Origin of the sequence: Streptomyces sp. NPDC048172, from assembly GCF_043202595.1 — a bacterium.
Lineage (GTDB): Bacteria > Actinomycetota > Actinomycetes > Streptomycetales > Streptomycetaceae > Streptomyces.
In genome coordinates this window covers 506,145-531,546 of sequence record NZ_JBIDAT010000002.1, presented here as the reverse complement: position 1 = coordinate 531,546, position 25,402 = coordinate 506,145, and the positions used below count along the sequence as shown (strand labels likewise).

Here is a 25,402-nt window from a genome sequence, read left to right as displayed (position 1 = left end):
TTGCGGAGGTCCTGCCGAAGTCCCCCTGCGAGGGGGAGGACCCGAGCCCGGAGGCCCAGGTCTCAGTACGCCAGCCTGCTGCCGCTGTCCGGCGTGGCCGCGCTCTCCTCGACGAGCACGTCCAGCAGGGTCTCCATGCGGGGCAGCCAGGGCGCGCCCTCGCTGCCGCGGGCCCCGTCACGAGCCCCGGCGCCCTCCGGCTCGCGCTCCCAGCGCACCTTGCCCGCACCGGTCTCGGAGGGGGGCAGCGCGACATAGCCGCCCTCGCCGTGGAAGCGCAGCGAACTGGGCACCCAGTCCTGCGCGTAGAGCAAATCGCCCAGCTCCTCCAGCCCGTACGGCTCGACCAGCACGGAGAAGCGGGTCGGCGTCGCGACCACGGGGCCCAGGCGGACACCTGTTCTGTCGAACGTCGCCAGGGCGCGGGCGCCCGCGACGGCGGGCAGGCTGATCGCGCAGGGCGCGCGACCGCCGGTGGCCAGGATCACCGGGGCCCCCGGCCGGTTCGTCCACCACCAGCGGACCATGGCCTCGTCGGTGGTCGCCGCGAGCAGGATCGGGTCGAAGGGGTGTGCCCCCGGCACCACACAGGCCGGGTCCGGGCAGGAGCACACCGCCGCGGCGGCCTTGCCCGACGCCTTGCCGGAGACGGCGGCGCCCGGGACCACGGGCCACTGCCATCGCGTGGCGCAGGTGAGCGCCGCGTTCCGCAGCGATGACCTGTGGGGATACCTCCGAGAAGTCCCCCACAGCCTCCGGCCCGAGAGGTGCTCCCAGGCCCAGGTGAAGCGTCGCCTTCCGAGGATCTCGCGCATGAGCGCTCGTTCCTTTCCGTCAAACGCCAACTGACCGTCTCGTCGGAGATCTAGCCCTACACACCGAGTGGATCGTTCGTGACCGCGCGTACAGGACAGCGCATCATGCCGCGGGCCGAGCGTGGAACGTGGCGGGGGGTGGCGCGCGCCTGGCGCTTGCGCTTCGTACTGCCACCGGTGCCGGTACTGCTCTGACTGCGCCCGTTCGTACAGCGACTGTGCCGCCTGGTGCATTCCCGCCGAGGAGAGGGTGGGACGCGCTCGCTGGTTCCTAAGACGCTCTGGCTCCCCACTGGGTTCCGTACCCGCAGCAGCCATGCCAACGCGCTGTCGGATGGCCTCAGTCGACAGCAATATGCACTCCGGGAGGGCTGTTTTCCGCCATTCTTCACCAACCCCGGCCAGCCCCCGTGAAATCAGCACGCCACCACGGACACCATCAACCCTGCTGGCACAGTGCTGGACATCGCGTCAACGGTGTGTGTACATGTAGTGCCATTGATAGCGGAGCAGCATGACATGGGGGTTTGCGATGCTATTGAGAGAGTTCCTCCGCAGTCAGAGCCGCCGCCCATGACGGCCCCGCGCTCGCCGAAAGTGGCTGGAATCCAACCGGCGTTTTCCCCACCGTCGCAGACTCCGCCCTCCGAGTCCCGGGCGGCCTCCTCGTCGGACACGGCGGAACCGGCGGACGTGTCGGAGCGGCTCTCCGATCTCACCGCCCTTCACGAACTCACCGCAGAACTCGCACGTACGGAATCCCTGGACTCCGCTCTCCGCGAGACCCTGCGCGCCGGGGCGGCGCTCCTGGGCGCCCGGCGTGGCCTGATCGCGCTCGAACCCGGAGCCGCGCCCGGCACCGCGCCGGAGCGCACCATCGGGCTGGGCCTCGGCCGCGCCGATCTCGGCCAGATCGAGACGGTGCCGCGAGCCTCGGCCGCGTACGCCCGCATCCTCGACGGGACGGCCGACACCGCACCGGTCACCAGCACGTCCCAGGCCCAGGCCCAGGCCCAGGGCCAGGCCCCGTCCTCCTCCCCGTCCCCTGGCGGGCACGCGCGCGCCGTCGAGCCCGAGGAACAGGCGGCCGAGCATCCTCATCCCGAACCCGCCTCCGGGGAGGAGGCACGCGCCGCCCCCTCGCTGGCCGGGATCGCGTACCCCGACATCGCCACCGACGAGGCCCTCGACCCCCTGCACCGCGAGGTCGCGGCCCGTATCGGCTTCGCCGCCAGCTACGCCGTGCCGCTCGACACCCGCGACGGCACCCGCCTCGGCGCCGCCGTCTGGCTCTACGACGACCCGGCCGAGCCCACCGCCCGCCAGCGCCACCTGCTCTGCCAGTACCTGCGGTACGCGACCGAGCACGCGGCCCGCATCGGCGAACTCGCACGGGCGCGTGCCGAGATGACGGAGCTCCGCGAGGAGCTGCTGCCCCCGGCGCTGCCCCGCGTCCCCGGCGTGCGGCTCGCCGCGCGGCACCGGACCGGGCCGCGCGGCGGCGGCGACTGGTACGACGCGCTGCCGCTGCCCGACGGTGCGCTGGGCCTCGCCGTCGGCGGGGTGACCGGGAGCGGTCCCACGGCCGTCGCCGCGATGGGCAGGCTGCGGGCCTCCCTGCGCGCGTACGCCGTGATGGAGGGCGAGGACCCCGTCGCCGTCCTCTCCGACCTGGAGCTGCTGCTGCGGCTGACCGAGCCCGCGCGCTCCGCGACGGCGCTGTTCGCTTACGCCGAGCCCGCGAGCCGCCGCGTCCTGATCGCCGGGGCCGGGCACTGCCCGCCGCTCGTGGTCGGGCCCGAGCGCGTCGAGCCCGTCGAGACGACGCTCTCGGCGCCGCTGGGCATGCTCGCCTGCTGGGAGGCGCCCAGCGTCGAGGTGACCCTGCGGGAAGGCGAAACGCTCCTCTTCTACAGCGACGGGCTGCTGCACCGCACCGGCGATCCCATGGACCGCGCCTTCGCGCGGCTGCACGGGGCCGCCGCGGGGGCGCCGCCCGCGGCGCGCGAGGATCCGGACGCGCTCGTCGAGCACGTCCTGCGCACCCTGCTCCCCGGCCCCCTCGCCGACCAGACCGACCACCCGGAGGACGTCGTCCTCCTCGCCGCCCGTTTCTGACGTCTTCGTTCGACGTCAGCGCTCGTCTTCGTCCGACGTCACCGCGTTCACCGTTCGTCTTCGTCGGACGTCGGCTTCCGACGTCCCTTTCCGACGCTCGCCGTCGCCCGGAGGGTTGCCTCCGTGGCGGGGGCCGAAGGTCACATCCGCACGCCTCTGGACCACGCCTGCCCCGGCCATACGATGGAAGACGGTCTTATCCATCCAAGAGGAGGCACACGTGGCAGACGCCGCTGAGGAGCAGCCGATCAAGCAGCGGAAGAACGGCCTGTACGCGGGCGTCTCCGACGAGCTCGCCGAGAACATGAAGTCCGGCTGGGCCGACACCGAGCTGCGCGATCTGGAGCCGATACCGCAGGCCGCCGAGACGGCTGCCCGTCGCGCCAGGCTCTCCGAGCGCTTCCCCGGCGAGCGGCTGGTCGTCCCGGCGGGCAACCTCAAAACGCGGTCGAACGACACGGAGTACCCCTTCCGCGCCTCCGTGGAGTACGCGTACCTGACCGGCAACCTGGTCGAGGACGGCGTCCTCGTCATGGAGCCCACGGGTGAGACCGGCCACAAGGCCACGCTCTTCCTCCTCCCCCGCTCCAACCGTGAGAACGGCGAGTTCTGGCTCGACGGCCAGGGCGAGCTGTGGGTCGGCCGCCGCAACAGCCTCGCCGAGAGCGAGCAGCTCTACGGGCTGCCCTGTGCCGACGTCCGTACGGTCGCCGACGACCTGCGCAAGGCCACGGGCCCGGTGCGCGTGGTGCGCGGGTACGACGCGGGGATCGAGGCCGCCCTCACCGACAAGGTGACCCTGGAGCGCGACGAGGAGCTGCGCGGCTTCCTCTCGGAGATGCGCGTCGTGAAGGACGCGTTTGAAATCGGCGAGCTGCAGAAGGCGTGCGACTCGACCGTGCGCGGCTTCGAGGACGTCGTGCGCGTCCTGGACAAGGCCGAGGCGACCTCCGAGCGGTACATCGAGGGCACGTTCTTCCTCCGCGCCCGCGTGGAGGGCAACGACGTCGGTTACGGCTCGATCTGCGCCGCCGGTCCCGACGCCACCCACCTGCACTGGATGCGCAACGACGGCGCGGTCCGCTCGGGCGAGCTGCTCCTGCTGGACGCGGGCGTGGAGACCCACACGCTCTACACCGCCGACGTCACCCGCACCCTCCCCGTCAACGGCCGCTTCACGGACCTGCAGCGGAAGATCTACGACGCGGTGTACGAGGCGCAGGAGGCCGGGATCGCGGCCGTCAGGCCGGGCGGGAAGTACGCCGACTTCCACGACGCCGCGCAGCGCGTGTTGGCCGCCAAGCTGGTCGAGTGGGGCCTCGTCGAGGGCCCGGTCGACCGCGTGCTGGAGCTGGGCCTCCAGCGCCGCTTCACGCTCCACGGCACCGGCCACATGCTCGGCATGGACGTGCACGACTGCGCCGTCGCCCGCCGGGAGACCTACGCCGACGGCACGCTGGAGCCCGGCATGTGCCTCACCGTCGAGCCGGGGCTGTACTTCCAGGCGGACGACACGACCGTGCCGGAGGAGTACCGCGGCATCGGCGTCCGTATCGAGGACGACATCCTCGTCACCGAGGACGGCAACCGGAACCTGTCCGGCGCCCTGCCCCGGACCAGCCAGGACGTCGAGCTGTGGATGGCGAAGCTGAAGGCGTGAGCCGCGGCGCACCGTAGAGGGCGCGCCCCCTGAGGTGTCGTACCCGACGAGGAAGAGAGCACGCTTTGGTATCCCGGTTCCGCACCGGACTGCTGTCCGCGTTCCCCTTCCTCGCCATGGGCTGCGTCACTCTCGTCGACCTCATGGGAGGGCCGGGGATCGGGCTGCTGCCGATGATGGCCCTGGGCCCCGCCTTCGCGGGGCTCATCGGCGGCATGCGGCGCACCGCCTTCGTGGGGGTGCTCGCGATGGCGCTCTCCATCGCGCTGAGCGTCTACAACGGGCAGTTCGGCGAGCGCCGCGGCGACGCGACGCTGATCTCGGTCGGCGGCGTCGCCGTGGCGGCGCTGCTGGCCACCTCCATGCGGCAGCGCCGCGAGGCCGAGCTCGCCAGCGTCCGTTCCATCGCCGAGGCGGCGCAGCGGGTGCTGCTGCGTCCCGTGCCGCGCGGCGCGGGGCGGCTGCGCGTCGCCGTCTCGTACACCTCGGCGGTGGCCGAGGCGCGCATCGGTGGCGACCTGTACGAGGTCGTCACCTCCCCGCACGGCGTCCGGGTCATCGTCGGCGACGTGCAGGGCAAGGGCCTGGAGGCGGTCGAGACGGCGGCCGTGGTGCTGGGCGCGTTCCGCGAGGCGGCGTACGACGAGCCGGACCTCGTCGCCGTCGGGGAGCGCCTGGAGCGGGCCCTGGACCGGCATCTGCTGGGGGAGAAGTTCGTCACCGCCGTCCTCGCCGAGGTCCGCCAGGCGTACATGGGGCACGGGAAGGACACGTCCGTGGCGGAGGAGGGCGGCGACCGGGCCGTGCTGCTCAACTACGGGCACCCCGCGCCCCTCGCGATACGGCACGACGGCACCGTGCACTACGCCGAGCCGCCGGAGCGGACCCTTCCGCTCGGCCTGGGGCTGCACGGGACCGATCCGCCCCGGCCGCACGAGGTGCCGTTCGCGCCGGGCGACCAGATGCTCTTCTACACGGACGGCGTCACCGAGGCCCGGGACAGCTCGAACACGTTCTATCCGCTGGACGAGCGGGCCGGCCTGCTCAAGGACACCGATCCGGACGCCGCGCTGGAGGCCGTCCGCCAGGACATCGAGGAGCATGTGCGCTCCCCGCTCAACGACGACGCGGCGATGCTCCTGCTCCGCTACCGCGACTGCACGGAGCCCGCCGTCACCGCGTCATGACGCCGACGCCAGTTCGTCGGCGACGCCCGGTTTCAGGAGCTTGTCGAAGCTGACGACGGCGCCGCCGCGCCCCGGCCGGTTCCGGAAGCGGACGTGGTCGGCGAGGGTCTCGATGAGGAAGAGTCCCCGCCCGGTCTCCGGCACGGCACCCTGCTCCGCGTCCTCCGCGTCCTCCACCTGACCGCCGCAGCCCGTGGGGAAGCCCGGGCCCGAGTCCGCGACCTCGATACGGCAGCGGTCGCCCTCCAGATAGGCGGTGACGCGGTACGCGCCGCTGCCGTGCTCGACCGCGTTGGCGCACGCCTCCGTCAGCGCGAGCGACAGTTCGAAGGAAATCTCCGGATCGGCCCCCGCCGCCTCCATCGCCCCCAGCAGCAGCCGCCGCGCGAGCGGCACGCTGGCGGCCTCGCGCCGCAGCCGGAGAGACCACCACAGGCTGCTCATGCTCACCCTCCACCCGGCTCGTCGGGGCCTGGCACACGGGTTACGTATTGCCTCACCGGCCGCTCGCTACGCGGCCCGGGGACGATGCCGCCCGTACGGCGGATGCGTACGCCGCCAGAGGTGTGTAGTGCGACCCCCACACGCGCACCGCGCGTCACGCGCGTACCCGCGCCGTTCCTGCCGCGTCCCGGAGTGGGCACCCTGCCCGGAATCGTCCGGGAGGGCCAGTGCGAGAATGAGTCCGCCATGACTGCCGGGCTGGATCTCAGAGCGCTGCGGGCCGCGGTGTTCGCCGCGGTCTGCGTCTCGGTGTCCGCCGCCGGTCACATTCTCGCGGCCGGTACGGGCGTGCCCGCGCTCACCCTGGTCCTCGGTTTCGCCGCCGCCTTCGCCGTCGCGCTGCCGCTCGCGGGGCGCGAGCGGTCCCTGCCCGGCATCGCCGCACTGCTCGCCCTCGGCCAGCTCGGGCTGCACCTGATCTTCTCCTGCGGCCAGGGCGTCCAAGGCGTCCAGGGGCACATGAGTGCGGGTGCCCACGGCCAGGGCGGCTCCGGCGGGAACGTACGGGACCTCGCACGCTCGCTGCTCTGCGGCGACGCGGCGAACGGGATGACCCAGGCCGAGGCCCACCGCGTCGTCTCGCAGGCCGGGCTCCCGGCCCCGGCGGGGGGCGCCACCGGGCACACCGCGGGGCACGCCGCCTCCGGCGCGCTCCCGGACACTCCGCTCGACTGCCTGCGCGGCGCCGCGCGCGCCGCGCTCGGCCTGCTCGACGCGCCCATGCTCCTCGGCCACCTGCTCGCGGCCGTCCTGCTCGGCTGGACGCTGCGCCGGGGCGAGGCCGCGCTGTGGCGCCTGGTGCGGCTCTCCGCCGAGCTGGCCGCCACCGCGGACGAGGTCGTCGCGGCCCGCGCACTGCGCGCCGCGATGGCGTACGTACGGGCGCTGCACGCCGGGCTGCTGCCCCACGCGCCGGTGACCATGGCCTTCACGGACGAGCGGGACGCGCGTACGCCCTGTTCCGTGACGTTGCAGCACTCCGTGCGCCGCAGGGGCCCGCCCGCGGACCGGGCGGATTCGCTCACCCTCGCGGCCTGACGTACACGAACCGCGCGTACGGGGCCGCCGACCGCGCGTGCGCGCGTGCCACGGCGCACGCCCCGCACCCCCGCGCGGTCCGCAACGTCGCAACGTCGCAACGTCGAACGTCCCCTGTCACTCCGTCCTGTCCGCACAGGAGCGCACACTCATGAAGAACGCACACCGCCGCGCCGCGATCGTCGGCGCCGTCGCGGCCGCCTCCGTCCTCACGCTGGCCGGTCCCGCCTCCGCGCACGTCAGCGTCGACCCGCAGGAGGCCCCCAAGGGCGGCTTCGCCACGGTCAACTTCAAGGTCCCCAACGAGCAGGACGACGCCTCGACCGTCAAGGTCGAGGTCTCCTTCCCGACCGACCACCCGCTCGCCTCGGTCATGCCCCAGCCGGTCCCCGGCTGGGACGTCAAGGTCACCAAGACCAAGCTCGACAAGCCGATCGAGATGCACGGCGAGAAGATCACCGAGGCCGTCTCCAAGGTCACCTGGAGCGGCGGCAAGGTGGGTCCGGGCGAGTTCCAGCAGTTCCCCGTCTCCATGGGCCAACTGCCCGAGAAGGGCGACCAGCTCGTCTTCAAGGCCCTCCAGACCTACGACAACAAGGACGTCGTACGGTGGATCGAGGAGCCCAAGGAAGGCCAGGAGGAGCCCGAGAACCCGGCGCCCGTCCTGAAGCTCACCGCCGCCGAGAGCGAGAGCGGCGACGCCAAGAACGGCGCGGAGAGCGCGAGCAAGGCGTCGGCCACCGGCGGAGACTCCGGTTCCGGTGACAGCTCCGACACCACCGCCCGCGTGCTCGGCGTCGTCGGCATCGTCGTCGGTGTCGCCGGCGTGGCCTTCGGCGTTCTCGCCGGACGCCGCCGCTCCGCCTGACCCTGCCCCATGGCGGCGCGGCCCCGGGCCGCGCCGCCCGCACCCACGGGAACGCACTATGCGCACAACCAGAACCGTCACCACGGCCGCCGCCTTCGCCGCCGCGGCCGCCCTCACGCTCACCGCCTGCGGCGGCTCGGGCGGCTCGGGCGACGACGCGGGCGCCGAGAAGCCCGCGACCGTCGAGAAGGAGCAGAAGAAGGGCGGCTCCGTGCTCGACTCGCCCTTCGAGAAGCCCGACCTGACGCTCACCGGCACGGACGGCAAGCAGTACGACATGATCAAGGAGACGAAGGGTTACCCGACCCTGCTCTACTTCGGTTACACGAACTGCCCGGACATCTGCCCGCTGACGATGAGCAACATCGCGGTCGCCAAGTCCAAGCTGCCCAAGGACGAGCAGAAGAAGCTCCGCGTCGTCTTCGTCACCTCCGACCCCAAGCGGGACAAGCCCAAGCCGCTCGGCACGTGGCTGAAGGGGCAGGACCCGTCGTTCATCGGGCTCACCGGCGACTTCGAGACCATCCAGGCGGGCGCCCGCAGCGTCGGCGTCTCCATCGAGCCCTCGTACAAGAAGAAGAACGGCGACATCGTCTCCACGCACGGGGCGCAGCTGCTCGCCTTCTCCCCCAAGGACGACAAGGCCCACGTGCTCTACACCGAGCGCAACACCACGCCTGAGGTCCTGGAGAAGGAGCTTCCGAAGATCATCAAGGGGGAGAACCCGTGAGGCCCGCCAGCCGCGCCCGCCGCAGTGCCGTGGTCCTTCCGGTCGCCGCGTCCGTCGTGACCGCCCTGGCGCTCTCCCTGGTCGCCTGTTCCTCCGACGGGGAGGGCGGGAAGGACGGCGAGAAGAAGGCCGCCGCCACGAAGTCCGTACCGAGGCTGAAGATCGAGGGCGCCTACGTCCCGCAGCCCGTCGACGACAAGATGGCCGGCGGTTTCCTCACCGTCCGCAACTCCGGCGGTACGGCGGACAAGCTGACCTCCGTCACGAGCGACCTCTCCGGCGACGTCACCATGCACAAGACGGTCAAGCAGCAGATGAGCGCGGTCAAGTCCTTCACCGTTCCCGCCGACGGCTCCTTGAAGCTGGAGCGGGGCGGCAACCATCTGATGCTCATGGAGCTGAAGCGGAAGCCGAAGAAGGGCGACGAGGTCACCTTCACGCTCCACTTCGCCAAGTCCGGGGCCGTGACCGTGAAGGCGCCGGTCGAGGCGACGAACCACACACCCGACAAGTGACGCGACAAGTGAGGTGCGCAGGCGTGCCGCCCACCACCGCTGAACGGTCCGTGCGGAGGTCCGCGCGGATACCCCGCGCCCTCCTCGCCGTCCTCCTCGGCGCCCTGTGCGCCTTGGGCGTCGTCGCCACGGCCACCCCGGCCGCGGCCCACGCCGCGCTGACCGGCAGCGACCCGGCCGAGGGCGCGGTGGTGGACAGCGCGCCCCGGCAGGTCGTACTGACGTTCTCCGAGGGCGTCGCCATGTCCGACGGCGCCATCCGTGTCCTCGACCCGCACGGCAAGCGCGCCGACAAGGGCACCGTCAAGGACGTCGGCAAGGGCGGCTCCGTGAAGCGCGCGGCGGCCCTCAAGTCCGGGCTCCCCCAGGGCACGTACACGGTCGCCTGGCAGGCCGTCTCCGCCGACAGCCACCCCGTCGCGGGCGCGTTCACCTTCTCCATCGGCAAGCCCTCCAAGACCACGGCCGGGGTGCCGGGGCAGAGCTCCGAGGCGGGCGGCGGCACCGTCGGCGTGCTCTACGACACCGGGCGGTACGCCGCCTACGCGGGCTTCGTGCTGCTCGTCGGCAGCGCCGCCTTCGTGCTCGCCTGCTGGCCGCGCGCCGCCACCGCGCGGTCCGTGCAGCGCCTGACCGTCGCGGGCTGGACGACGCTCGCCGCCTCGACCCTCGCCATGCTGCTGCTGCGCAATCCATACACGGGTTCGGGCGAACTGGCGGACACGTTCGACCTGGGCGGCCTGAAGTCCGTCGTGGAGACCAAGCCGGGCGCGGCGCTCGTCTCGCGGCTGCTGCTCCTTGCCGCGGCGGCGCTCTTCGTCTCCGTCCTGTTCGGCACCTACGCCAAGCAGCGCGAGGACGACGACCCGAAGGCAAGCCGCGATCTGCGCTTCGGGCTCACCCTGGGCGGCGCGGTCGTCGCGGCGGGGCTGGCCGCGACCTGGGCGATGGCCGAGCACGCCTCGACCGGCATGCAGACGGCGCTGGCCATGCCCGTCGACGTACTGCATCTGCTGGCCGTCGCGCTCTGGCTCGGCGGGCTGGCGGCGCTGCTCGTCACGCTGCGCTGGGGCCCGCAGCCCTCGCGCGCGGCGGTGGACCACTTCTCCCGGACGGCGCTCGTCTGCGTGACCGTCCTGGCGGCCACCGGGCTCTACCAGTCGTGGCGCCAGGTCGGCTCCTGGAACGCGCTGGGCAGCACCTCCTACGGACAGCTCCTGATCGTCAAGGTCGGGCTGGTCGCGCTGCTGGTGTCCGTCGGCTGGATCTCGCGCCGCTGGACCCGGCGGCTGGCGGACGCTCCACGGGAGCGCGCGCAGGAACGTGCCCAGGAACGCGTCACCGTCGGAGCCGGGAACGAGGACGGCAGGGAGGACGACGGGGAGGAAGCCGCCTCCGGCGATCCCGTACGCGCCGCGCAGCTCGCCCGGCAGCGGGCCGCCACCAATGCCGCCGCCCGCAGGAAGGAGCGTGACGCCGACCCCGACCGCGGCGGACTGCGCCGTTCCGTGACGGCCGAGACGGCGATCGCCGTCGTCCTGCTCGCCATCACGACCGTGCTCACCAGCACGGAGCCGGGGCGTACGGAGGAGCAGGCCCGCACCGCCGGGTCCGGATCCGGGTCCGGCGGTTCCGGGGAGCAGCGCGAGGCGCGGAGCGGGCCCGTGAAGCTGACCGTCCCGTTCGACACCGGGGGCCCGAAGGGCAAGGGGACCGCGAAGCTCCGCATCAGTCCGGGGCGCAGCGGCGACAACACCCTGGACGTGCGCGCGACCGCGCCCGGCGGCAAGCCGCTGGACGCGCCCGAGGTGAAGGTCTCGCTCACGCTGCCCGCCAAGGACGTGGGCCCGCTGCCGGTGAAGCCCGCGCCCGTCGAGGGCGAGAAGGGACACTGGAGGGCGACCTCGGTGCAGCTCCCGATGGCCGGGGAATGGAAGATCGCGGTCACCGTCCGCACCTCGGACATCGACCAGACCACGGAGACGAAGACCGCGAGGGTCGGCTGAACCACCATGACGCAGCACACACCTGAGAAGACGCCCGGAAAAAGTGAGACCTCTTTGGAGGCCGGTGTCTCCCGGCGCCGCCTCCTCGGCACCGCCTCGGCCGCCGGTGTCGCCGGGCTCGCGCTCGGCGGCGCGGGCGGCGCCTACGCGCACGCGGCCACGCGCGAGGAACCTCCCGCCGCGCTCACCACGCTCGGCTCCGGCTCGGTCCCCTTCCACGGCGTCCACCAGGCGGGCATCACCACGCCCGCGCAGGCGCACGGCCATCTTGTCGCGTTCGACCTGGCGCCGGGCGCGGGCCGCAAGGAGGCGGCCGCGCTGCTGCGCCGCTGGTCGGACGCCGCGCGCCGGATGATGGCGGGCGAGCCGGTGCAGGGCGGGCAGGGCGGCGGCGCGGACAGCGGCATCGCCCTGGACGCGGGACCGTCGTCCCTGACGGTCACCTTCGGATTCGGCCGTACGTTCTTCGGTCGTACGGGCCTCAAGGGCGGGCTGCCCAGGGAGCTCGCGCCGCTGCCCGAGTTCTCGGCCGACGCGCTCGACAAGAAGCGCTCGAACGGCGACCTGTGGATCCAGGTCGGCGCCGACGACGCGCTGGTCGCCTTCCACGCCCTGCGGGCCCTCCAGCGCGCGGCGGGGAAGGCGGCGAAGCTCCGCTGGCAGATGAACGGGTTCAACCGCTCGCCCGGCGCGACCTCGCACCCCATGACGGTCCGCAATCTGATGGGCCAGGTCGACGGCACCAACAACCCCAAGCCGTCCGAGAAGGACTTCTTTAAGAAGGTGTTCGTCCCCGAGGACGGCTCCCCGGAGTGGATGGCCGGAGGCTCGTACGTCGTGCTGCGGCGCATCCGGATGCTCCTCGACGACTGGGACGAGCGTTCCCTGGACGAGCAGGAGGAGGTCATCGGGCGCCGCAAGTCCGACGGCGCTCCCCTGTCGGGCGGCAAGGAGCACACGGAGCCGGACCTGGAGAAGCGCGCCAAGGGCAAGCTGGCCATCGCCGCGAACGCGCACATCCGGGTGGCGGCGCCGGAGACGAACGGGGACGCGGCGATGCTGCGCCGCCCGTTCTCCTTCCACGACGGCTTCCGGGACGACGGCGCCCCGGACGCCGGGCTGCTCTTCCTCGCCTGGCAGGCCGATCCCCTGCGCGGCTTCGTCCCCGTCCAGCGGAAGCTCGACAGGGGCGACGCGCTGTCGCCGTTCCTGCGGCACGAGGCGAGCGCCCTGTTCGCGGTGCCGGGCGGGCCGCGCGAGGGCGAGTACGTGGGGCAACGGCTGCTCGAAGGGTGACCCGCCGCCACGAGGGGGTGTCGTGCGGCTGCTCGAAGGGTGAGATCGCGCCGACGTGCCGTCCGGCCCGCGACTACCGTGGCGGCATGTCACCAGCCAGCCGCTACACGTACCTCGGTCCCGAAGGGACCTTCACCGAAGCAGCCCTGCACACCCTGCCCGAGGCCGCCACCCGCCAGCTGACGCCCATGGTCTCGGTGCCCGCCGCGCTCGACGCCGTACGCAGCGGGGAGGCGCAGGCCGCGTTCGTCCCGATCGAGAACTCGGTGGAGGGCGGGGTGACCGCGACCCTCGACGAGCTGGCGAGCGGCTCGCCGCTGATGATCTACCGCGAGGTGCTGCTGCCGATCGCCTTCGCGCTGCTCGTACGGCCCGGCACCGCGCTGGGCGACGTCAAGACGGTGACGGGGCACCCGGTGGCGCAGCCGCAGGTGCGCAAGTGGCTGGCGTCGAACCTGCCGGACGCGCTGTGGGAGTCGGCCGCCTCGAACGCGGACGGGGCGCGGCTGGTGCAGGAGGGGCGGTACGACGCGGCGTTCGCGGGCGAGTTCGCGGCGGCCACGTACGGGCTGGAGCCGCTGGTGACGGGCATCCACGACGCGGAGAACGCGGTGACGCGGTTCGTGCTGGTGGGCCGCCCCGCGCGCCCGGCGGCGCCGACGGGCGCGGACAAGACCTCGACGGTGTTCTGGCTGCGCAGGGACCACCCGGGCGCGCTGCTGGAGGTGCTCCAGGAGTTCGCGGCGCGCGGGGTCAACATGATGCGGATCGAGTCGCGGCCGACCGGCGAGGGCATCGGCCGCTACTGCTTCTCGGTCGACTGCGAGGGGCATGTGCAGGACCGCCGGGTCGGCGACGTCCTGATGGGCCTCAAGCGCGCGTGCCGCGAGGTGCGGTTCCTCGGCTCGTATCCGCGCGCGGACGAGCAGCCGCCGACGCTGCGCGCGGGCACGGGGGACGACGACTTCGTGGCGGCGGCCGACTGGTTGACGCGGTGCCTGGACGGGGGGGGCTGAGGAAAGCCCCCCGAGTTATCCACAGGGTGGGGTGGAGAGCTGTGGATTAGTCGACAGGCGAAGCGGACACTGTCGACAAAGCGGCATGCAGACCACATCTCCGTCCACAGCGCCTCACCTCACCCCCGTCACCACAATTCCCTTGATCAACGCTTTGGAGTGAGCAAAACCCGCTCGATTGAGTGTGTATTTCGGGTTTGGGGCGGGAATTCTGCGCCAGCCGAACAGACGGCGGAACGATCACGTCCAATTTCCACAGCCAGAGGAAAGAGCCTGTGGACAACCCCGTGGACAACTCTCCGGCTGTGGATAAGTTGGTGGATGACGCCTCCCCAACTCGCCCCGCGCGGCCCGCAGATCGGAGCACCGTGCCGTCAACGCGCCGCAGGGGAATTCCCCGAAAGTGGCCCGGGAATAAACAACCCCCAATACGGACAAAGTGCCACTAAAGCCATATCAAGTCGAGCGCCCGCCCCGGCCACCGGTAGGCTGGCGGCGTGATTGACCTTCGCCTGCTTCGTGAGGACCCCGACCGTGCGCGCGCCTCGCAGCGCGCCCGTGGAGAGGACGTCGGCCTTGTCGACGCGGTGCTCTCCGCCGACGAGCGGCGCAGGTCCTCCAGCGTCCGCTTCGACGAGCTGCGCTCCGAGCAGAAGCAGCTCGGCAAGCTGATCCCGAAGGCCGAGGGCGAGGAGAAGGCCGAGCTGCTGCGCCGCGCGGGCGAGCTGTCCGCCGCCGTGAAGGCCGCCGGCGCCGAGCAGGACGAGGCCGCGGAGGAGACCCGCCGCCTGCAGCTCCAGCTCGGCAATCTCGTCCACCCCGAGGTCCCGGTCGGCGGCGAGGAGGACTTCACCGTCCGCGAGACCCTGGGCACCCCGCGCGACTTCGCGGCCGAGGGCTTCGAGCCGAAGGACCACCTGGAGCTGGGCCAGCTGCTCGGCGCCATCGACGTCGAGCGCGGCGCCAAGGTCTCCGGCTCGCGCTTCTACTACCTGACGGGCGTCGGCGCGCTGCTGGAGCTCGCGCTGGTGAACGCGGCGATCGCGAAGGCCACCGAGGCGGGCTTCACGCCCATGCTCACGCCCGCGCTGGTCAAGCCGCAGGCCATGGAGGGCACCGGCTTCCTCGGCCAGGCGGCCCAGGACGTCTACCACCTGGAGAAGGACGACTTCTACCTCGTCGGCACCTCCGAGGTCGCCCTCGCCGGGTACCACATGGACGAGATCCTCGACGCCGAGCGGCTGCCGCTGCGGTACGCCGCGTTCTCGCCCTGCTTCCGCCGCGAGGCGGGTTCGTACGGCAAGGACACCCGGGGCATCTTCCGCGTCCACCAGTTCGACAAGGTCGAGATGTTCTCGTACGTCGCGCCGGAGGACTCCGAGGCCGAGCACCTGCGGCTCCTGGAGTGGGAGAAGGAGTGGCTGACGGGCCTGGAGCTGCCGTTCCAGGTGATCGACGTGGCCACCGGCGACCTGGGCTCCTCCGCCGCGCGGAAGTACGACTGCGAGGCGTGGATCCCCACCCAGGGCAAGTACCGGGAGCTGACCTCCACCTCGGACTGCACCGAGTTCCAGGCCCGCCGCCTGTCGATCCGGATGCGGGACGGCAAGCAGGTGAAGCCGCTGGCGACGCTGAACGGGACGCTGTGCGCCGTTCCGCGCACCATCGTCGCCCTGCTGGAGAACCACCAGCGCGAGGACGGCTCGGTCTGGGTGCCGCCGGTGCTGCGCCCGTACCTGGGCGGTCGCGAGCTGCTGGAGCCGATCACCAAGTGAGCGACGCGTTCCCTTACAAGCTGGTCGCCACCGATCTCGACGGCACCCTGCTGCGCTCCGACGGCACCGTCTCGGCGCGGACGCGGGCCGCGCTGGACGAGGCGTGCGAGCGGGGCGCGGCGCACATCGTCGTCACCGGGCGCGCCGTGCCCTGGACGCGGCACATCCTGGACGACCTGGGCTACCGCGGCCTCGCGGTCTGCGGGCAGGGCTCGCAGGTCTACGACGCGGGCACGGGGCGCCTGCTGACGTCCGTCACGCTCGACCGGCGCGTCGCCGGTTCGGCGCTGGAGCGGATAGAGGCCGAGGTCGGCCCGCTGGCCGTGGCCGCCTCGCGGGACGGCGTGGACGGCGAGGTGGTGGTCGGCCCCGGGTACGACGTGGGGAACGGAGGGTTGGCCAGCCTGCCCTTCGAGGACCCGGCGACGCTGTGGGCCGAGCCGCTCAACAAGCTCTACATCCAGCACCCCGGCGGCCTGGACGACGACGCGCTCGCGCGGGCCGCGCGGCTGGCCGCCGGTGACCTGGTGAGCGTCACGCTGTCCGGTCCCGGGATCATCGAGCTGCTGCCGCTGGGGCTGAACAAGGCCAGGGGGCTGTCGCTGGCGGCACGCCGTCTGGGCGTGCACGCGTCGGAGACGGTCGCGTTCGGGGACATGCCGAACGACGTCCCCATGTTCGCCTGGGCCGAGCGCGGCATCGCGATGGAGAACGCGCATCCCGAGCTGCTCTCGGTGGCCGACGAGGTGACAGGGTCGAACGAGGCCGACGGCATCGCCCTGGTGCTTGAGCGACTGCTCAACGACCAGTCGCGCGCGTAGAGACGCGTACGAGCGGCCGTTCTACACAGGCGGCAGAAAAGGCCCCGGGCCCTTGATGGAGCGGATCATCGGATACGTCTCCACCTGCCGTACGGAGGGCAGTTCGGCGATGGGGCCCGTCAGATACGTGTAGAGCGCGGCCGTGTCCCGCACGACGACGGCGAGGAAGAGGTTCGAGGGGCCCGTCATCGCGCAGGCGAAGCCGACCTCCGGGTGCTCGGCCACCGCCTTGCCCGCGGCCTCCAGTTCGGCGGGCGGGACGGAGAGCCAGAGGGAGGCGCGGACGCGCAGGCCGAACAGGTTGTGGCCGTAGTCCACGTCGAAGTAGAGCGCGCCGGTCCCGCGCAGTTCGGCGAGGCGACGGCGGGCCGTGGTGAGCGACCATCCGGCGGCGTCGGCGATCTCGGCGTAGGAGGCGCGGCCGTCCCTGGCGAGGACTTCGAGCATCCTGTGGTCGTCGGGGGCGAGCTCGACGGGCTCCGCGGGGCGTACGGGCGCGGGCGGCGAGAGCGCGGCCACCTGCTCGGGGGTGAGCATGCCGGTCTTGAGGACGAGCCCCTGGGCGCCGCCGAAGTACGAGCGGAGCTGCAGGTGCGCCGTCACGCCCAGGACGCCGGGCGTACGGGGCAGCTGGCTCAGCAGCACGTTGTCGGCTTCCAGGTCGCTGTAGGGCCGACCCTCCGGCAGGGGGCGCACGCCCGAGCGGACGACCGCGGTGACCTCCGTGCCGCCCGCCAGAAGGGCGACCCAGGACGTGTCGGTCCTGCGCGCCATCGCCTGGGCGAGGGGCACGGCGGCGTCGGGGGTGGTCTGGACGCGCATGCACCAGACGGTCTCGCCCAGCACCTCGGGCTCCGCCAGGCCCAGCACCCGCATCGTGCCGCTGGAGCGGAGCTTGGCCCAGCGGCGCGCGACCGTCTGGTCGGAGACGCCCAGCACCTCGGCGACGCGCGAGAAGGGCGCCCTGCCGTCGAGCTGGAGCGCGTGCCCGATCTTCCGGTCGAGGTCGTCGAGCGGGGGCATCTCGCGGCGGCTGGTGTCGGATCCCATCTCTCCAAGGCTAGCTCGCGTCGGAAAACACCGCCCTTCTGTCGCTGGCTGGGGAATCCGGTGAGGCAACTCGCAGCCTGACGGGCATGAGGAACAAGTGGTGGCCGCTGACGGCCATATGTCTCGGCGGCTTCATGCTGCTGATCGACGTGACGATCGTGACCACGGCCCTTCCGGAGATGGCGCGCTCCCTGGACGCCTCGTTCACCGCGCTCCAGTGGGTCGTCGACATCTACGCGGTCGCGCTGGCGGCGCTGCTGATGGCGGCGGGCTCGGTGGCCGATCTGTACGGCAGGCGGCGGGTGTTCGTCTGGGGGCTGGTGATCTTCGCACTCTCCTCGCTCGCCTGCGGTCTGGCGCCCGGCGAGAGCTCCCTGATCGCCGCGCGGGCCGTGCAGGGGATAGGCGCCGCGGCGGTGTTCGCGGCCAACGCGCCGCTGATCACGTCGACTTACCAGGGCAGGGACCGCGGGGTCGCGTTCGGCGTGTGGGGCGCGGTGATCGGCGCGGCGACCGGCTTCGGACTGGCCCTGGGCGGGCTGCTGACCGAGTACGTGAGCTGGCGCGCGATCTTCTTCGTCAACCTGCCGCTGTGCGCCGTCGCCCTGTGGATCACGCTGCGCACGGTCCCGGAGTCCAAGGCGCCCGCGCCGTCCTCGGGGCGGGCGCGGATCGACTGGCCGGGCGCTGTGCTGTTCACCGTGGCCTCGGGCGCGCTGACGTACGGGCTGGTGCGCGGCGGCGAGGCGGGCTGGACGGACACGCGCGCCGTGGCGGCGCTGACGGCCGCCGCGGTCGCGGCCGTCGCCTTCGTGCTGGCCGAGCGGAACCGCCCGTCGCCGCTGCTGGACCTCGGGCTGCTGCGGCGTCCGTCGTTCGCGGTGCTGATGGGCGCCGCGCTGCTGGTCCAGGCGGCGGCGTTCGCGCACTTCGTCTACAGCTCCCTGTGGGCGCAGTCGGTGCTGGGCATGAGCCCGCTGGCGGCCGGTACGGCGATGCTGCCGATGGCCGCCGCCTCGTTCCTGGTGTCGGGGCTGGGCGGCCGGTACTTCCTGCGGATGCGGCCCCATCTGCCGCTGGGCGTGGGCGTGATGGTGATCGGCGCCGGGGTGCTGACGATGACGCTGGTCGGCCCCGGCTCGTCCTGGACGGCGCTGCTGCCGGGCTGTGTGATCACCGGGTGCGGCGTCGGCCTGGCGATGACGGTGATGGTGTCGGCCGCGCTGGGCGCCGCTCCCCCGGAGCGCGCCGGGATGGCCAGCGGCGCGGTCAACACCTTCCGGCAGCTCGGGTACGCGCTGGGCATCGCCGTGCTGGGCACGGTCTTCGCCTCGCGGGTGAAGGACTCGCTGGGCGCGCACGGGGTGCCGGAGGCGGCGGCCGACGCGGTCGGCAGCGGCCGGGCGCGGGCGTCGGGCGTGCCGATGGACCAGGTGCGCGAGGCGTTCACCTCGGGGCTCGACCGGATCTTCGTGATCAGCGGGGTGACGGCGCTGCTGGTGGGCCTGGTGGTGCTGCTGGTCGTACGGGAGCGGGCACCCGGCGGGGACCACGGGCCGCGGCCCTCCGCCACCGACGCCGGTACCGGCACCGGCACCCCCTCCGAGGGGCCTCAGGGCGCCTCTGCGGCTCCGGGAGCCTCCGCCGGGTCCACGGGGGCCGCCGGGTCCGTCGGGGCCGGGGTGACGTCGTAGGAGGCGTCGTAGGAGGCGTTGTGAGTGCCGTCCCCGGTCCCGTCCTCGGCCCCGTCCGCGGTCCCGCCCCCGGACCCGTCGTAGAGGGCCTGGACGGCGGCGGCCCGGCGGGCCAGCAAGGTGCGGGCCTCCGGAGGGTCCAGGACCTCGACCCAGGTGGAGAACTGGAGGAGCTGGCTGACGGCGGGGAGCAAGGGGAAGGCCAGCCGGACGGGGACCCACTCGCCCGGCTCCTCCTCGGACACATCCGTCACGTTGGAGCCGAGGACCCGCAGGAGCATGTCGAGACGGATGCGCCGCACCCGCGCGGTCACATACACCGGGTCGGGCCACTCCTCGACCCAGCGGCGCAGTTCCTCCCACACCCCGGCCAGTTCGACGCCCTCGCGGCGCCGTACGGGCGTGTCCGTGACCGTCGCGGCGGCGACGCGGTCCGCGCGGAACGGATAGGGCTTCCCGCGCCGGTCGGCGACCAGGTACCAGGTGTCGGCCTTGTTGACGAGACCGTACGGATCGACCGTGTACGTCCGGTGCTCGGTCGTCCCTCCGTGCCGGTAGCGGATGCGCAGTCTGCGGTCGGCGAAGACGCCGGTGTGCAGCACCTCCAGGTCGACGGCGCGCTTCCCTCCGGAGCGCCAGGCGCCCGGGTCCACGAGGATGCGGCGGCTGGTGAGCTCGGCGGCGGGCCGGTGGGGTGCGGGCAGGGCCGCCATCACCTTGCGCAGGGCCGAGCCGAGCGCGCCCTCCAGGCCGAGCGCCGTATGGGCGCCCTCGGCGGCCAGGACGAACAGGGCGCGCGCCTCGTCGGTGGTCAGCCCGGTGACGTCCGTACGGAAGCCGGGGAGGAGGGAGATGCCGCCGTTCCGGCCGCGCTCGGCGTAGACGGGCACGCCGGAGGTCGAGAGGGCCTCGACGTCGCGGTAGATGGTCCGCGCGGACACTTCCAGGCGCTCGGCCAGTTCGGCGGCGGAGACGCGGCCCCGGGTCTGGAGGAGCAGCAGGATCGACAGGAGACGGTCGGATTTCACGCTCTCCAGGGTGCCGCGAAAACTTGACGGCCGGTGTCCAGTTATCCAGTGAGACTTCGTTCTGTCCGGGCCGTGGTCGGTCCGGACGGACCGAGGGAGTGAGAGAGCGTGAACGAGACATCCGCGGGGACGGGCCGGGCGACGGACGAGCAGGGTCGGTGGGACCAGCAGGACCGGCGGGACCAGCAGGACCAGCAGGATCCGCGCCTCCGGCTGGCGCGGGCGACGGAGCGGTTCGGGGCGCTGGTCGCGCGGGTGCGGCCCGAGCAGCTCGGAGGGCCGACACCGTGCGCGGAGTTCGACGTGCGGGCCCTGGTGGGGCACATGGTCGGCGTGGCACGCCGGATCGCGCACGTCGGCGAGGGCGGCTCGTACGCGGACGCGCCCCCGTGGGCCGAGGACGTCCGGGACGACGACTGGGCACGCGCGTTCGAGGAGGCGAGGGAGCGGATCCGCGCCGCGTGGGCGGACGACGCGAAGCTGGCGGAGACCGTCGGGGTGCCGTGGGGAACGGCACCGGGCGGTGCCGCGCTGGGCGGCTGGACGATGGAGGTCGTCACGCACACCTGGGACCTGGCGCGCGCCCTGGACCTGGACGGCGAACTGGACGAGACGGACGGCGTGAACGCCGAACTGGGCGCGTTCGCGCTGGAGCTGGCCGCGATGGTGCCCCGCGAGGCCCGGGGCGGCCCCGTGCCGTTCGGGGAGGTGCGCGAGGCCCCGGAGGGCGCGGACGCGCACACGCGACTGGCCGCCTGGATGGGCCGCGACCCGGAGTGGCGCCCGGCGCGCGGCCCGGTCCTCACGGCGGTCGACGAGGGGTACGACGAGGAGCGCAAGGGCTTCCAGGCGGGCGACGCGCACCGCCCCGACCGCCTGGTCGTCGCCGAGACGGCTCAGGACGTCCAGGAGGCCGTGGCGTACGCCCGGGAGCGCGGCCTCCCGGTGGCCGTGCAGGCGACGGGGCACGGGCTGTCGCGCGCCGCGCGGGACGGCGTGCTGGTCAGCACGCGGCGGATGACGGGCATCCGGGTGGACCCCGACGCGCGCACCGTATGGGTCGAGGCGGGCGTGCGCGCGGGCGACCTGGTGGCGGAGGCGGCACGGCACGGCCTGGCGCCGGTCAACGGCTCGTTCCCCGGCGTGGGGGTCGTCTCGTACGCCCTCGGGGGCGGTGTCGGCATCCTGGGGCGGCGCTTCGGCTACGCGACGGACCAGGTGCGCCGCGTGGACGTGGTGACGGCCGACGGGCGGCTGCGGACGGTCACGGCGGAGAGCGACCCGGAGCTGTTCCGGGGGCTGCGCGGCGGCGCCGCGCACCTGGGCGTCGTGACGGGGCTGGAGCTGGAGCTGGTGCCCGTGGAGCGGATCTACGGCGGCATGCTCGTCTTCGACGGCGGGGGCGCGGGTGCGGCTGCGGGTGCGGGCGCGGACACGGGCTCCGGCGGTACGGGAGCGGCCGAGGACGTGGTGAACGCCTGGCGGGAGTGGACGGAGACGGTTCCGGAGGAGATGGCGTCGGCCGTCTCTCTGCTCCCGATGCCGGACGTGCCGGGCGCCCCGGACGCGCTGCGCGGGCGCTATCTGGCCCAGCTGCACTTCGCGTTCACCGGTACGCCGGAGGAGGGCGAACGGCTGATCGCGCCGCTGCGCGAGACGGGGCCCGTACTGGTGGACACGGTGCGGGAGATGCCGTACACGGAGTCCTCCTCGGTCTTCAGCGAGCCGGGCGCGCCCCACGCGTACCGCGGCGTCAACGCGCTGGTGGGGGAGGGCGGGATCGGCCCGGCCGAGGTGCGGTCCCTGCTGAAGCGGACGGGCCCGGAGGCGCCCGTGATGTGCGTGGTGGGCATCCGTCACATGGGCGGCGCCCTGGCCCGCGAGCCGGAGGTGCCGGACACGGTGGGGCACCGGGGCGCCGCCTATCTGGTCGGCGTCCTCTCCCCGCTGGACGGGACGGGCGAGGACACGGTGCGCGGGCTGCACGCCCAGGCGCTGGAAGCGGTGGGCCCGGGCACCGTGGGACGGCGGCTGAACTTCCTGTACGGGCAGCACGACGCGGAGACCGTACGCGCCGCCTACGAGCCGGAGGACCTGGCCCGGCTGCGTGCCCTCAAGGAGTCCCTCGACCCGTCGGACATGTTCCGCTTCACCCCCGGCCCCGGGCTCCCGAGCGATGGCGGTAGGCCCTGAGGAAGACCCCGGCCGAGAGGGCGAGCAGCGCCCCGAGGGCGGCCAGGAGCGGCCAGAAGCCGAATCCGCCGCCGGTCTTGGGGAGCTGCGACGGGGGCTTGTGCGGCCCTTCCGAGGGGCCCGCCGTGGGCGTCGGAGTGGGCTTCGGCGTGTCCGTGGGGGACGGGGTGGGGGTCGGGGAGTCCGTGGGCGTCGGCGTGTCCGTCGGGGTCGGCGACGGGGTCGGGGACGGGGTCGCGCCGACCTCGTCGACGACCCAGGGCGCCTCGGTGGCCAGCAGTTCGGTCGTCGTGCCGTCCGAGTGACGGCGGTCGCCGTCTGCGGCGATCTTGTTCCAGGTGCGCTCGTCGCCCTGGAACGGGCCGCCGTCGGGGGCGCGTTCGGGGACCTTCATCGACCAGGTGAGCGTGTAGCGCTCGCCCGGGGTGAAGACATGGCCGTCGAAGTCGAACCGTACGGAGCGGATCTCGCTCCAGTCGGTGACCGCTGAGGCGGGCTTCCAGGAGGTGTCCTGCTGGCCGCCGCAGTAGAAGGGGGCCGTCTTCGCCTGGGTGTTGTCCATTTCGGGGCGGCAGGGGTCCGCCTTCGTCGAATAGGTCAGCGTGACGGGGGAGCCGCCCGTATCGATCGGACCGGTCAGTACGGGCCGCCATTCGTTCCCGGCGTAGTCGTTGTACCGGCCGCTGGTGACGCCGTGGTTGCCGGGCACGGGCAGCAGGTCGTAGGCGACGACATGGGTCAGGTCGGTGTTGCCCAGGTTGCCGAGGACGGTGCGGTAGGAGACGCTGCCGCCCGCCGTGGACCGTCCTACCTGGTCCTCCTTGCCGGGCACTTCCGCCGATCCCTTGTAGGCGTCGTCCTGGTCGCCCTTGACCTCTTTGGAGACGAACAAGGCGGCGGACTGGGCGATGGCGAAGTCGTCGCTCCCCTCGGCCACGTTCTCGGTCGTGTCGCCGTCGCCGTCGATGTCGTGCTCGTCGGTCTGCCGGGTGCTGACGGGCCGCTGAGCGTCCCACAGGCCGACCCTGTTGCCCGCGTAGTCGTCGTCGGCCGGCGAGCCGTCGTAGGTGCCGCTGGCGACGCCGGGCTTGACGGTGGTGCGGAACTCGTAGACGCAGGAGGAGTCGTCCGCGGGGATCTCCGCGCCGGGCCTGGCGACCAGTTCGACACGGGTACGGCCGTCGGCGGCGGGTGTGACCGTCTCGGTGAAGTCGTCGCCGCCGGGGCAGTAGGCGGGCTGCCCGTCGGCGAGCTTCCAGGAGCCGCGCACGTAGGTGAGCTGACGGGGGACGACGTCCACGACGCGCGGGCGCAGGGGCGAGGATTCGCTGCGGTAGCGGTCGTTGCGGACCGTCACGCTCCAGGTGTGCGTGCCGCCGGGCCCGACCGGGGTCGGGTCGGTGCGCTTGGAGACCTCCGGCTGCGCGACCTCGGGCCGGATCTCAAAAGAGGCGCAGGATTCCTGCTCGTCGGTGGCGCCGCCGCCGGTCTCCTCCAGGTTCAGCCGGGCGCAGTTGCGTACGGTGCCGCTGCCGCCCGGCACCTCGTCCGCGTCGGCCCGGCCGCTGATCTGGGCGATGAGCCGGGTGCCCGCCGCGAGCCCCGGGACGTCGATCCGTACGGCCGTCACGTCGCCCGCGTCGCGCAGGTCCACCTGTCCGTTGCTGGGGGTGAGCGTTTCGGTGCTCCCGTCGGCGCGGGTGACGACGACGCTCCAGTCGCCCGGATAGTTCGAGCCGTCCGTACGCGACAGGCGCAGCGATTCGGCGTCGAACCCGCGCGGGATCTCGTCGCGCAGCCGCGCGTCGGCCGCGACGGTGCCCGTGTTGCCGAACCGCATCACGTACGACATGCGCTGGCCGTCGCCCGCGAGCGGGGTGTCGGCGGACTTGTCGAGCGTGCCGGAGACCTGGCCGCTGGTGCCGATGGTGGTGGTCAGGCTGTCGGACTCGGTGACCTTGGTACTGTCCGGCCCGTACGGATCGCCGCTGACGGACGCCTCGTCGGTCAGCTGGGCGCCGTCCTGGACGTCGTCCTTCACCCGCACGGTGATCTCGTGCACCACCCCGTACGGATACGTCGTCACCTGTGCCAACTGGTCGCCCGCGCGGTCGGGTTCGGTGTCGACGGGCCAGGTGACCGTACGGGTCGCCGGATCGTACTGGTAGCCCGAGGGTGACGCGTCGACCAGTTCGACGCCTTCCGGGAGGACGTCGGTCATCACCGCGTTCTCCAGCGCGAGGTTGCCGCGCGGACGGTTGGAGTCGCGGGGGTCGTTGGTCGCGGTGAGCTTGTAGGTGAGCGTGTCGCCGGGGCGGGCCGCGCTCGGGCCCTCCTTCTTGACGGCCGGATTGGGCTCGGCGGTCACGCGCACGGTGGCGTCGTCCGTGCTGGGCGTGCCGTCGCCGTTGGACGCGCGGGCGCTCATCCCGGCGCGCTGGTCGCCGGGGGGCGTCCAGTAGTCCTCCGTCGGCCAGCTCACGGTGAGCTGGGAGCTCTGGCCGCTGGGGATCCTGTCGTAGGTGACGGTGACCGTGCCGTCGTCGTCCGCCGTGACGTCGGTGACGCCGGGCGGATACGGCTGGGAGACCGTGCCCTTGCCGGAGTGGCCCGGCGGCGGGGTGAACGTCACGGTGACGTTCTGGCAGTCGCCCGGGATCGAGCACTCGATGAGCCCGTTGTACGTGACGTTGTCCCCGGCGGGGACCGGGCTGGTGGCGGGGTCGAGCCGCACGCTCATGCGCGCGTCGGCGCGCGCCGGGGCGTACGGGAGCAGCACGAGCGCCACCAGCGCTGTGACCAGCGCCAGCGCGAGCATGGCGAGACGGCGGTCGATCCGGGGTCTTCCTGCGCGCACGGCTCTCTCCGGTGCCAGGGCCAGTCGTTCTCGGACCTCCCACGCTGCGCCCGGCCGCTCGCCACGGAGGGTCACGGGCGGGCGTGCCCGCCGTTTTTCACCTGTTCAGATCTACGGACCGGAGTGGCCCGTCCGTGAGGCCCTTCCGTGAGGCCCGTCCGCCACACTTCCCAGCCGCTTCCAGTCACCCCCCCTCGCGAATGTTAGACCTTATAACTCTCGCGATGTACT

The 25,402-nt window shown here is 72.9% G+C and carries 19 protein-coding genes; 14 read left to right on the top strand and 5 right to left on the bottom strand.

Annotated elements, in window-relative coordinates; all coding sequences use genetic code 11:
- Positions 1-62 precede the first annotated feature (62 nt).
- Complete coding sequence (locus ACGF3A_RS10965) at positions 63-815, bottom strand: bifunctional DNA primase/polymerase (RefSeq protein WP_393728118.1); 753 nt, start codon at positions 813-815, stop codon at positions 63-65.
- A gap of 573 nt (positions 816-1,388) precedes the next feature.
- Between ACGF3A_RS10965 and ACGF3A_RS10960 the strand changes: the two genes are divergently transcribed.
- The 3 genes from ACGF3A_RS10960 to ACGF3A_RS10950 all read left to right on the top strand — a co-directional run bounded on the left by ACGF3A_RS10960 (position 1,389) and on the right by ACGF3A_RS10950 (position 5,780).
- Positions 1,389-2,933: a PP2C family protein-serine/threonine phosphatase gene (locus tag ACGF3A_RS10960; protein WP_393728116.1), complete on the top strand. Its 1,545-nt coding sequence runs from the start codon at positions 1,389-1,391 to the stop codon at positions 2,931-2,933.
- A 220-nt stretch (positions 2,934-3,153) separates the two neighbouring features.
- Positions 3,154-4,593: an aminopeptidase P family protein gene (locus ACGF3A_RS10955; RefSeq protein WP_393728114.1), complete on the top strand. Its 1,440-nt coding sequence runs from the start codon at positions 3,154-3,156 to the stop codon at positions 4,591-4,593.
- A gap of 116 nt (positions 4,594-4,709) precedes the next feature.
- Positions 4,710-5,780 carry a PP2C family protein-serine/threonine phosphatase gene (locus tag ACGF3A_RS10950; protein WP_393729088.1) on the top strand — a complete coding sequence of 357 codons (1,071 nt, stop codon included), beginning with the start codon at positions 4,710-4,712 and terminating at the stop codon, positions 5,778-5,780.
- On the opposite strand, the gene ACGF3A_RS10945 is transcribed toward ACGF3A_RS10950, so the two are convergent.
- Positions 5,775-6,224, bottom strand: coding sequence for an ATP-binding protein (locus ACGF3A_RS10945; protein ID WP_393728112.1), 450 nt, complete (start codon positions 6,222-6,224; stop codon positions 5,775-5,777). The genes ACGF3A_RS10950 and ACGF3A_RS10945 overlap by 6 nt on opposite strands.
- Before the next feature lie 246 nt (positions 6,225-6,470).
- Between ACGF3A_RS10945 and ACGF3A_RS10940 the strand changes: the two genes are divergently transcribed.
- The 9 genes from ACGF3A_RS10940 to ACGF3A_RS10900 all read left to right on the top strand — a co-directional run bounded on the left by ACGF3A_RS10940 (position 6,471) and on the right by ACGF3A_RS10900 (position 16,349).
- A complete protein-coding gene (locus ACGF3A_RS10940) occupies positions 6,471-7,322 on the top strand; it encodes a hypothetical protein (RefSeq protein WP_393728110.1) in 852 nt (283 codons plus the stop codon).
- A gap of 151 nt (positions 7,323-7,473) precedes the next feature.
- Positions 7,474-8,190, top strand: a complete 717-nt coding sequence (locus ACGF3A_RS10935) for a YcnI family protein (protein ID WP_393728108.1) — start codon at positions 7,474-7,476, stop codon at positions 8,188-8,190.
- 58 nt (positions 8,191-8,248) lie between these two features.
- Positions 8,249-8,920 carry an SCO family protein gene (locus tag ACGF3A_RS10930; RefSeq protein WP_393728106.1) on the top strand — a complete coding sequence of 224 codons (672 nt, stop codon included), beginning with the start codon at positions 8,249-8,251 and terminating at the stop codon, positions 8,918-8,920.
- Positions 8,917-9,435, top strand: a complete 519-nt coding sequence (locus ACGF3A_RS10925) for a copper chaperone PCu(A)C (RefSeq protein ID WP_393728104.1) — start codon at positions 8,917-8,919, stop codon at positions 9,433-9,435. The genes ACGF3A_RS10930 and ACGF3A_RS10925 overlap by 4 nt, the downstream gene beginning before the upstream one ends.
- A gap of 23 nt (positions 9,436-9,458) precedes the next feature.
- Positions 9,459-11,441: a copper resistance protein CopC gene (locus tag ACGF3A_RS10920; RefSeq protein WP_393728102.1), complete on the top strand. Its 1,983-nt coding sequence runs from the start codon at positions 9,459-9,461 to the stop codon at positions 11,439-11,441.
- Between the two features lie 6 nt (positions 11,442-11,447).
- The gene (gene efeB, locus ACGF3A_RS10915) at positions 11,448-12,737 is read left to right on the top strand and encodes an iron uptake transporter deferrochelatase/peroxidase subunit (RefSeq protein ID WP_393728100.1); all 1,290 of its coding nucleotides are present in this window, start codon (positions 11,448-11,450) and stop codon (positions 12,735-12,737) included.
- 86 nt (positions 12,738-12,823) lie between these two features.
- The gene (pheA, locus tag ACGF3A_RS10910; RefSeq protein ID WP_393728098.1) at positions 12,824-13,753 is read left to right on the top strand and encodes a prephenate dehydratase; all 930 of its coding nucleotides are present in this window, start codon (positions 12,824-12,826) and stop codon (positions 13,751-13,753) included.
- Positions 13,754-14,250: 497 nt separating this feature from the next.
- Positions 14,251-15,528 carry a serine--tRNA ligase gene (serS, locus tag ACGF3A_RS10905; RefSeq protein ID WP_393728097.1) on the top strand — a complete coding sequence of 426 codons (1,278 nt, stop codon included), beginning with the start codon at positions 14,251-14,253 and terminating at the stop codon, positions 15,526-15,528.
- A complete protein-coding gene (locus ACGF3A_RS10900; RefSeq protein ID WP_393728095.1) occupies positions 15,525-16,349 on the top strand; it encodes an HAD family hydrolase in 825 nt (274 codons plus the stop codon). The genes serS and ACGF3A_RS10900 overlap by 4 nt, the downstream gene beginning before the upstream one ends.
- Positions 16,350-16,370: 21 nt before the next feature.
- On the opposite strand, the gene ACGF3A_RS10895 is transcribed toward ACGF3A_RS10900, so the two are convergent.
- On the bottom strand, positions 16,371-17,399 hold the full coding sequence (locus ACGF3A_RS10895; protein ID WP_393728093.1) for an Lrp/AsnC family transcriptional regulator: 1,029 nt from the start codon (positions 17,397-17,399) through the stop codon (positions 16,371-16,373).
- Positions 17,400-17,485: 86 nt separating this feature from the next.
- Here ACGF3A_RS10895 and ACGF3A_RS10890 point away from each other — a divergent pair, with 86 nt between their 5' ends.
- On the top strand, positions 17,486-19,093 hold the full coding sequence (locus ACGF3A_RS10890) for an MFS transporter (protein WP_393728091.1): 1,608 nt from the start codon (positions 17,486-17,488) through the stop codon (positions 19,091-19,093).
- On the opposite strand, the gene ACGF3A_RS10885 is transcribed toward ACGF3A_RS10890, so the two are convergent.
- The gene (locus ACGF3A_RS10885) at positions 19,012-20,121 is read right to left on the bottom strand and encodes a helix-turn-helix transcriptional regulator (RefSeq protein ID WP_393728089.1); all 1,110 of its coding nucleotides are present in this window, start codon (positions 20,119-20,121) and stop codon (positions 19,012-19,014) included. The two genes, ACGF3A_RS10890 and ACGF3A_RS10885, sit on opposite strands and share 82 nt — an antisense overlap.
- A 108-nt stretch (positions 20,122-20,229) precedes the next feature.
- On the opposite strand from ACGF3A_RS10885, the gene ACGF3A_RS10880 reads away from it, so the two are divergent.
- Positions 20,230-22,314 (top strand): TIGR03086 family metal-binding protein, encoded by a 2,085-nt coding sequence (locus ACGF3A_RS10880; RefSeq protein WP_393728087.1) that lies wholly within the window; start codon positions 20,230-20,232, stop codon positions 22,312-22,314.
- Here the strand turns inward: ACGF3A_RS10880 and ACGF3A_RS10875 are convergent.
- A complete protein-coding gene (locus ACGF3A_RS10875) occupies positions 22,271-25,171 on the bottom strand; it encodes an LPXTG cell wall anchor domain-containing protein (RefSeq protein ID WP_393728085.1) in 2,901 nt (966 codons plus the stop codon). The genes ACGF3A_RS10880 and ACGF3A_RS10875 overlap by 44 nt on opposite strands.
- Positions 25,172-25,402: the final 231 nt, after the last annotated feature.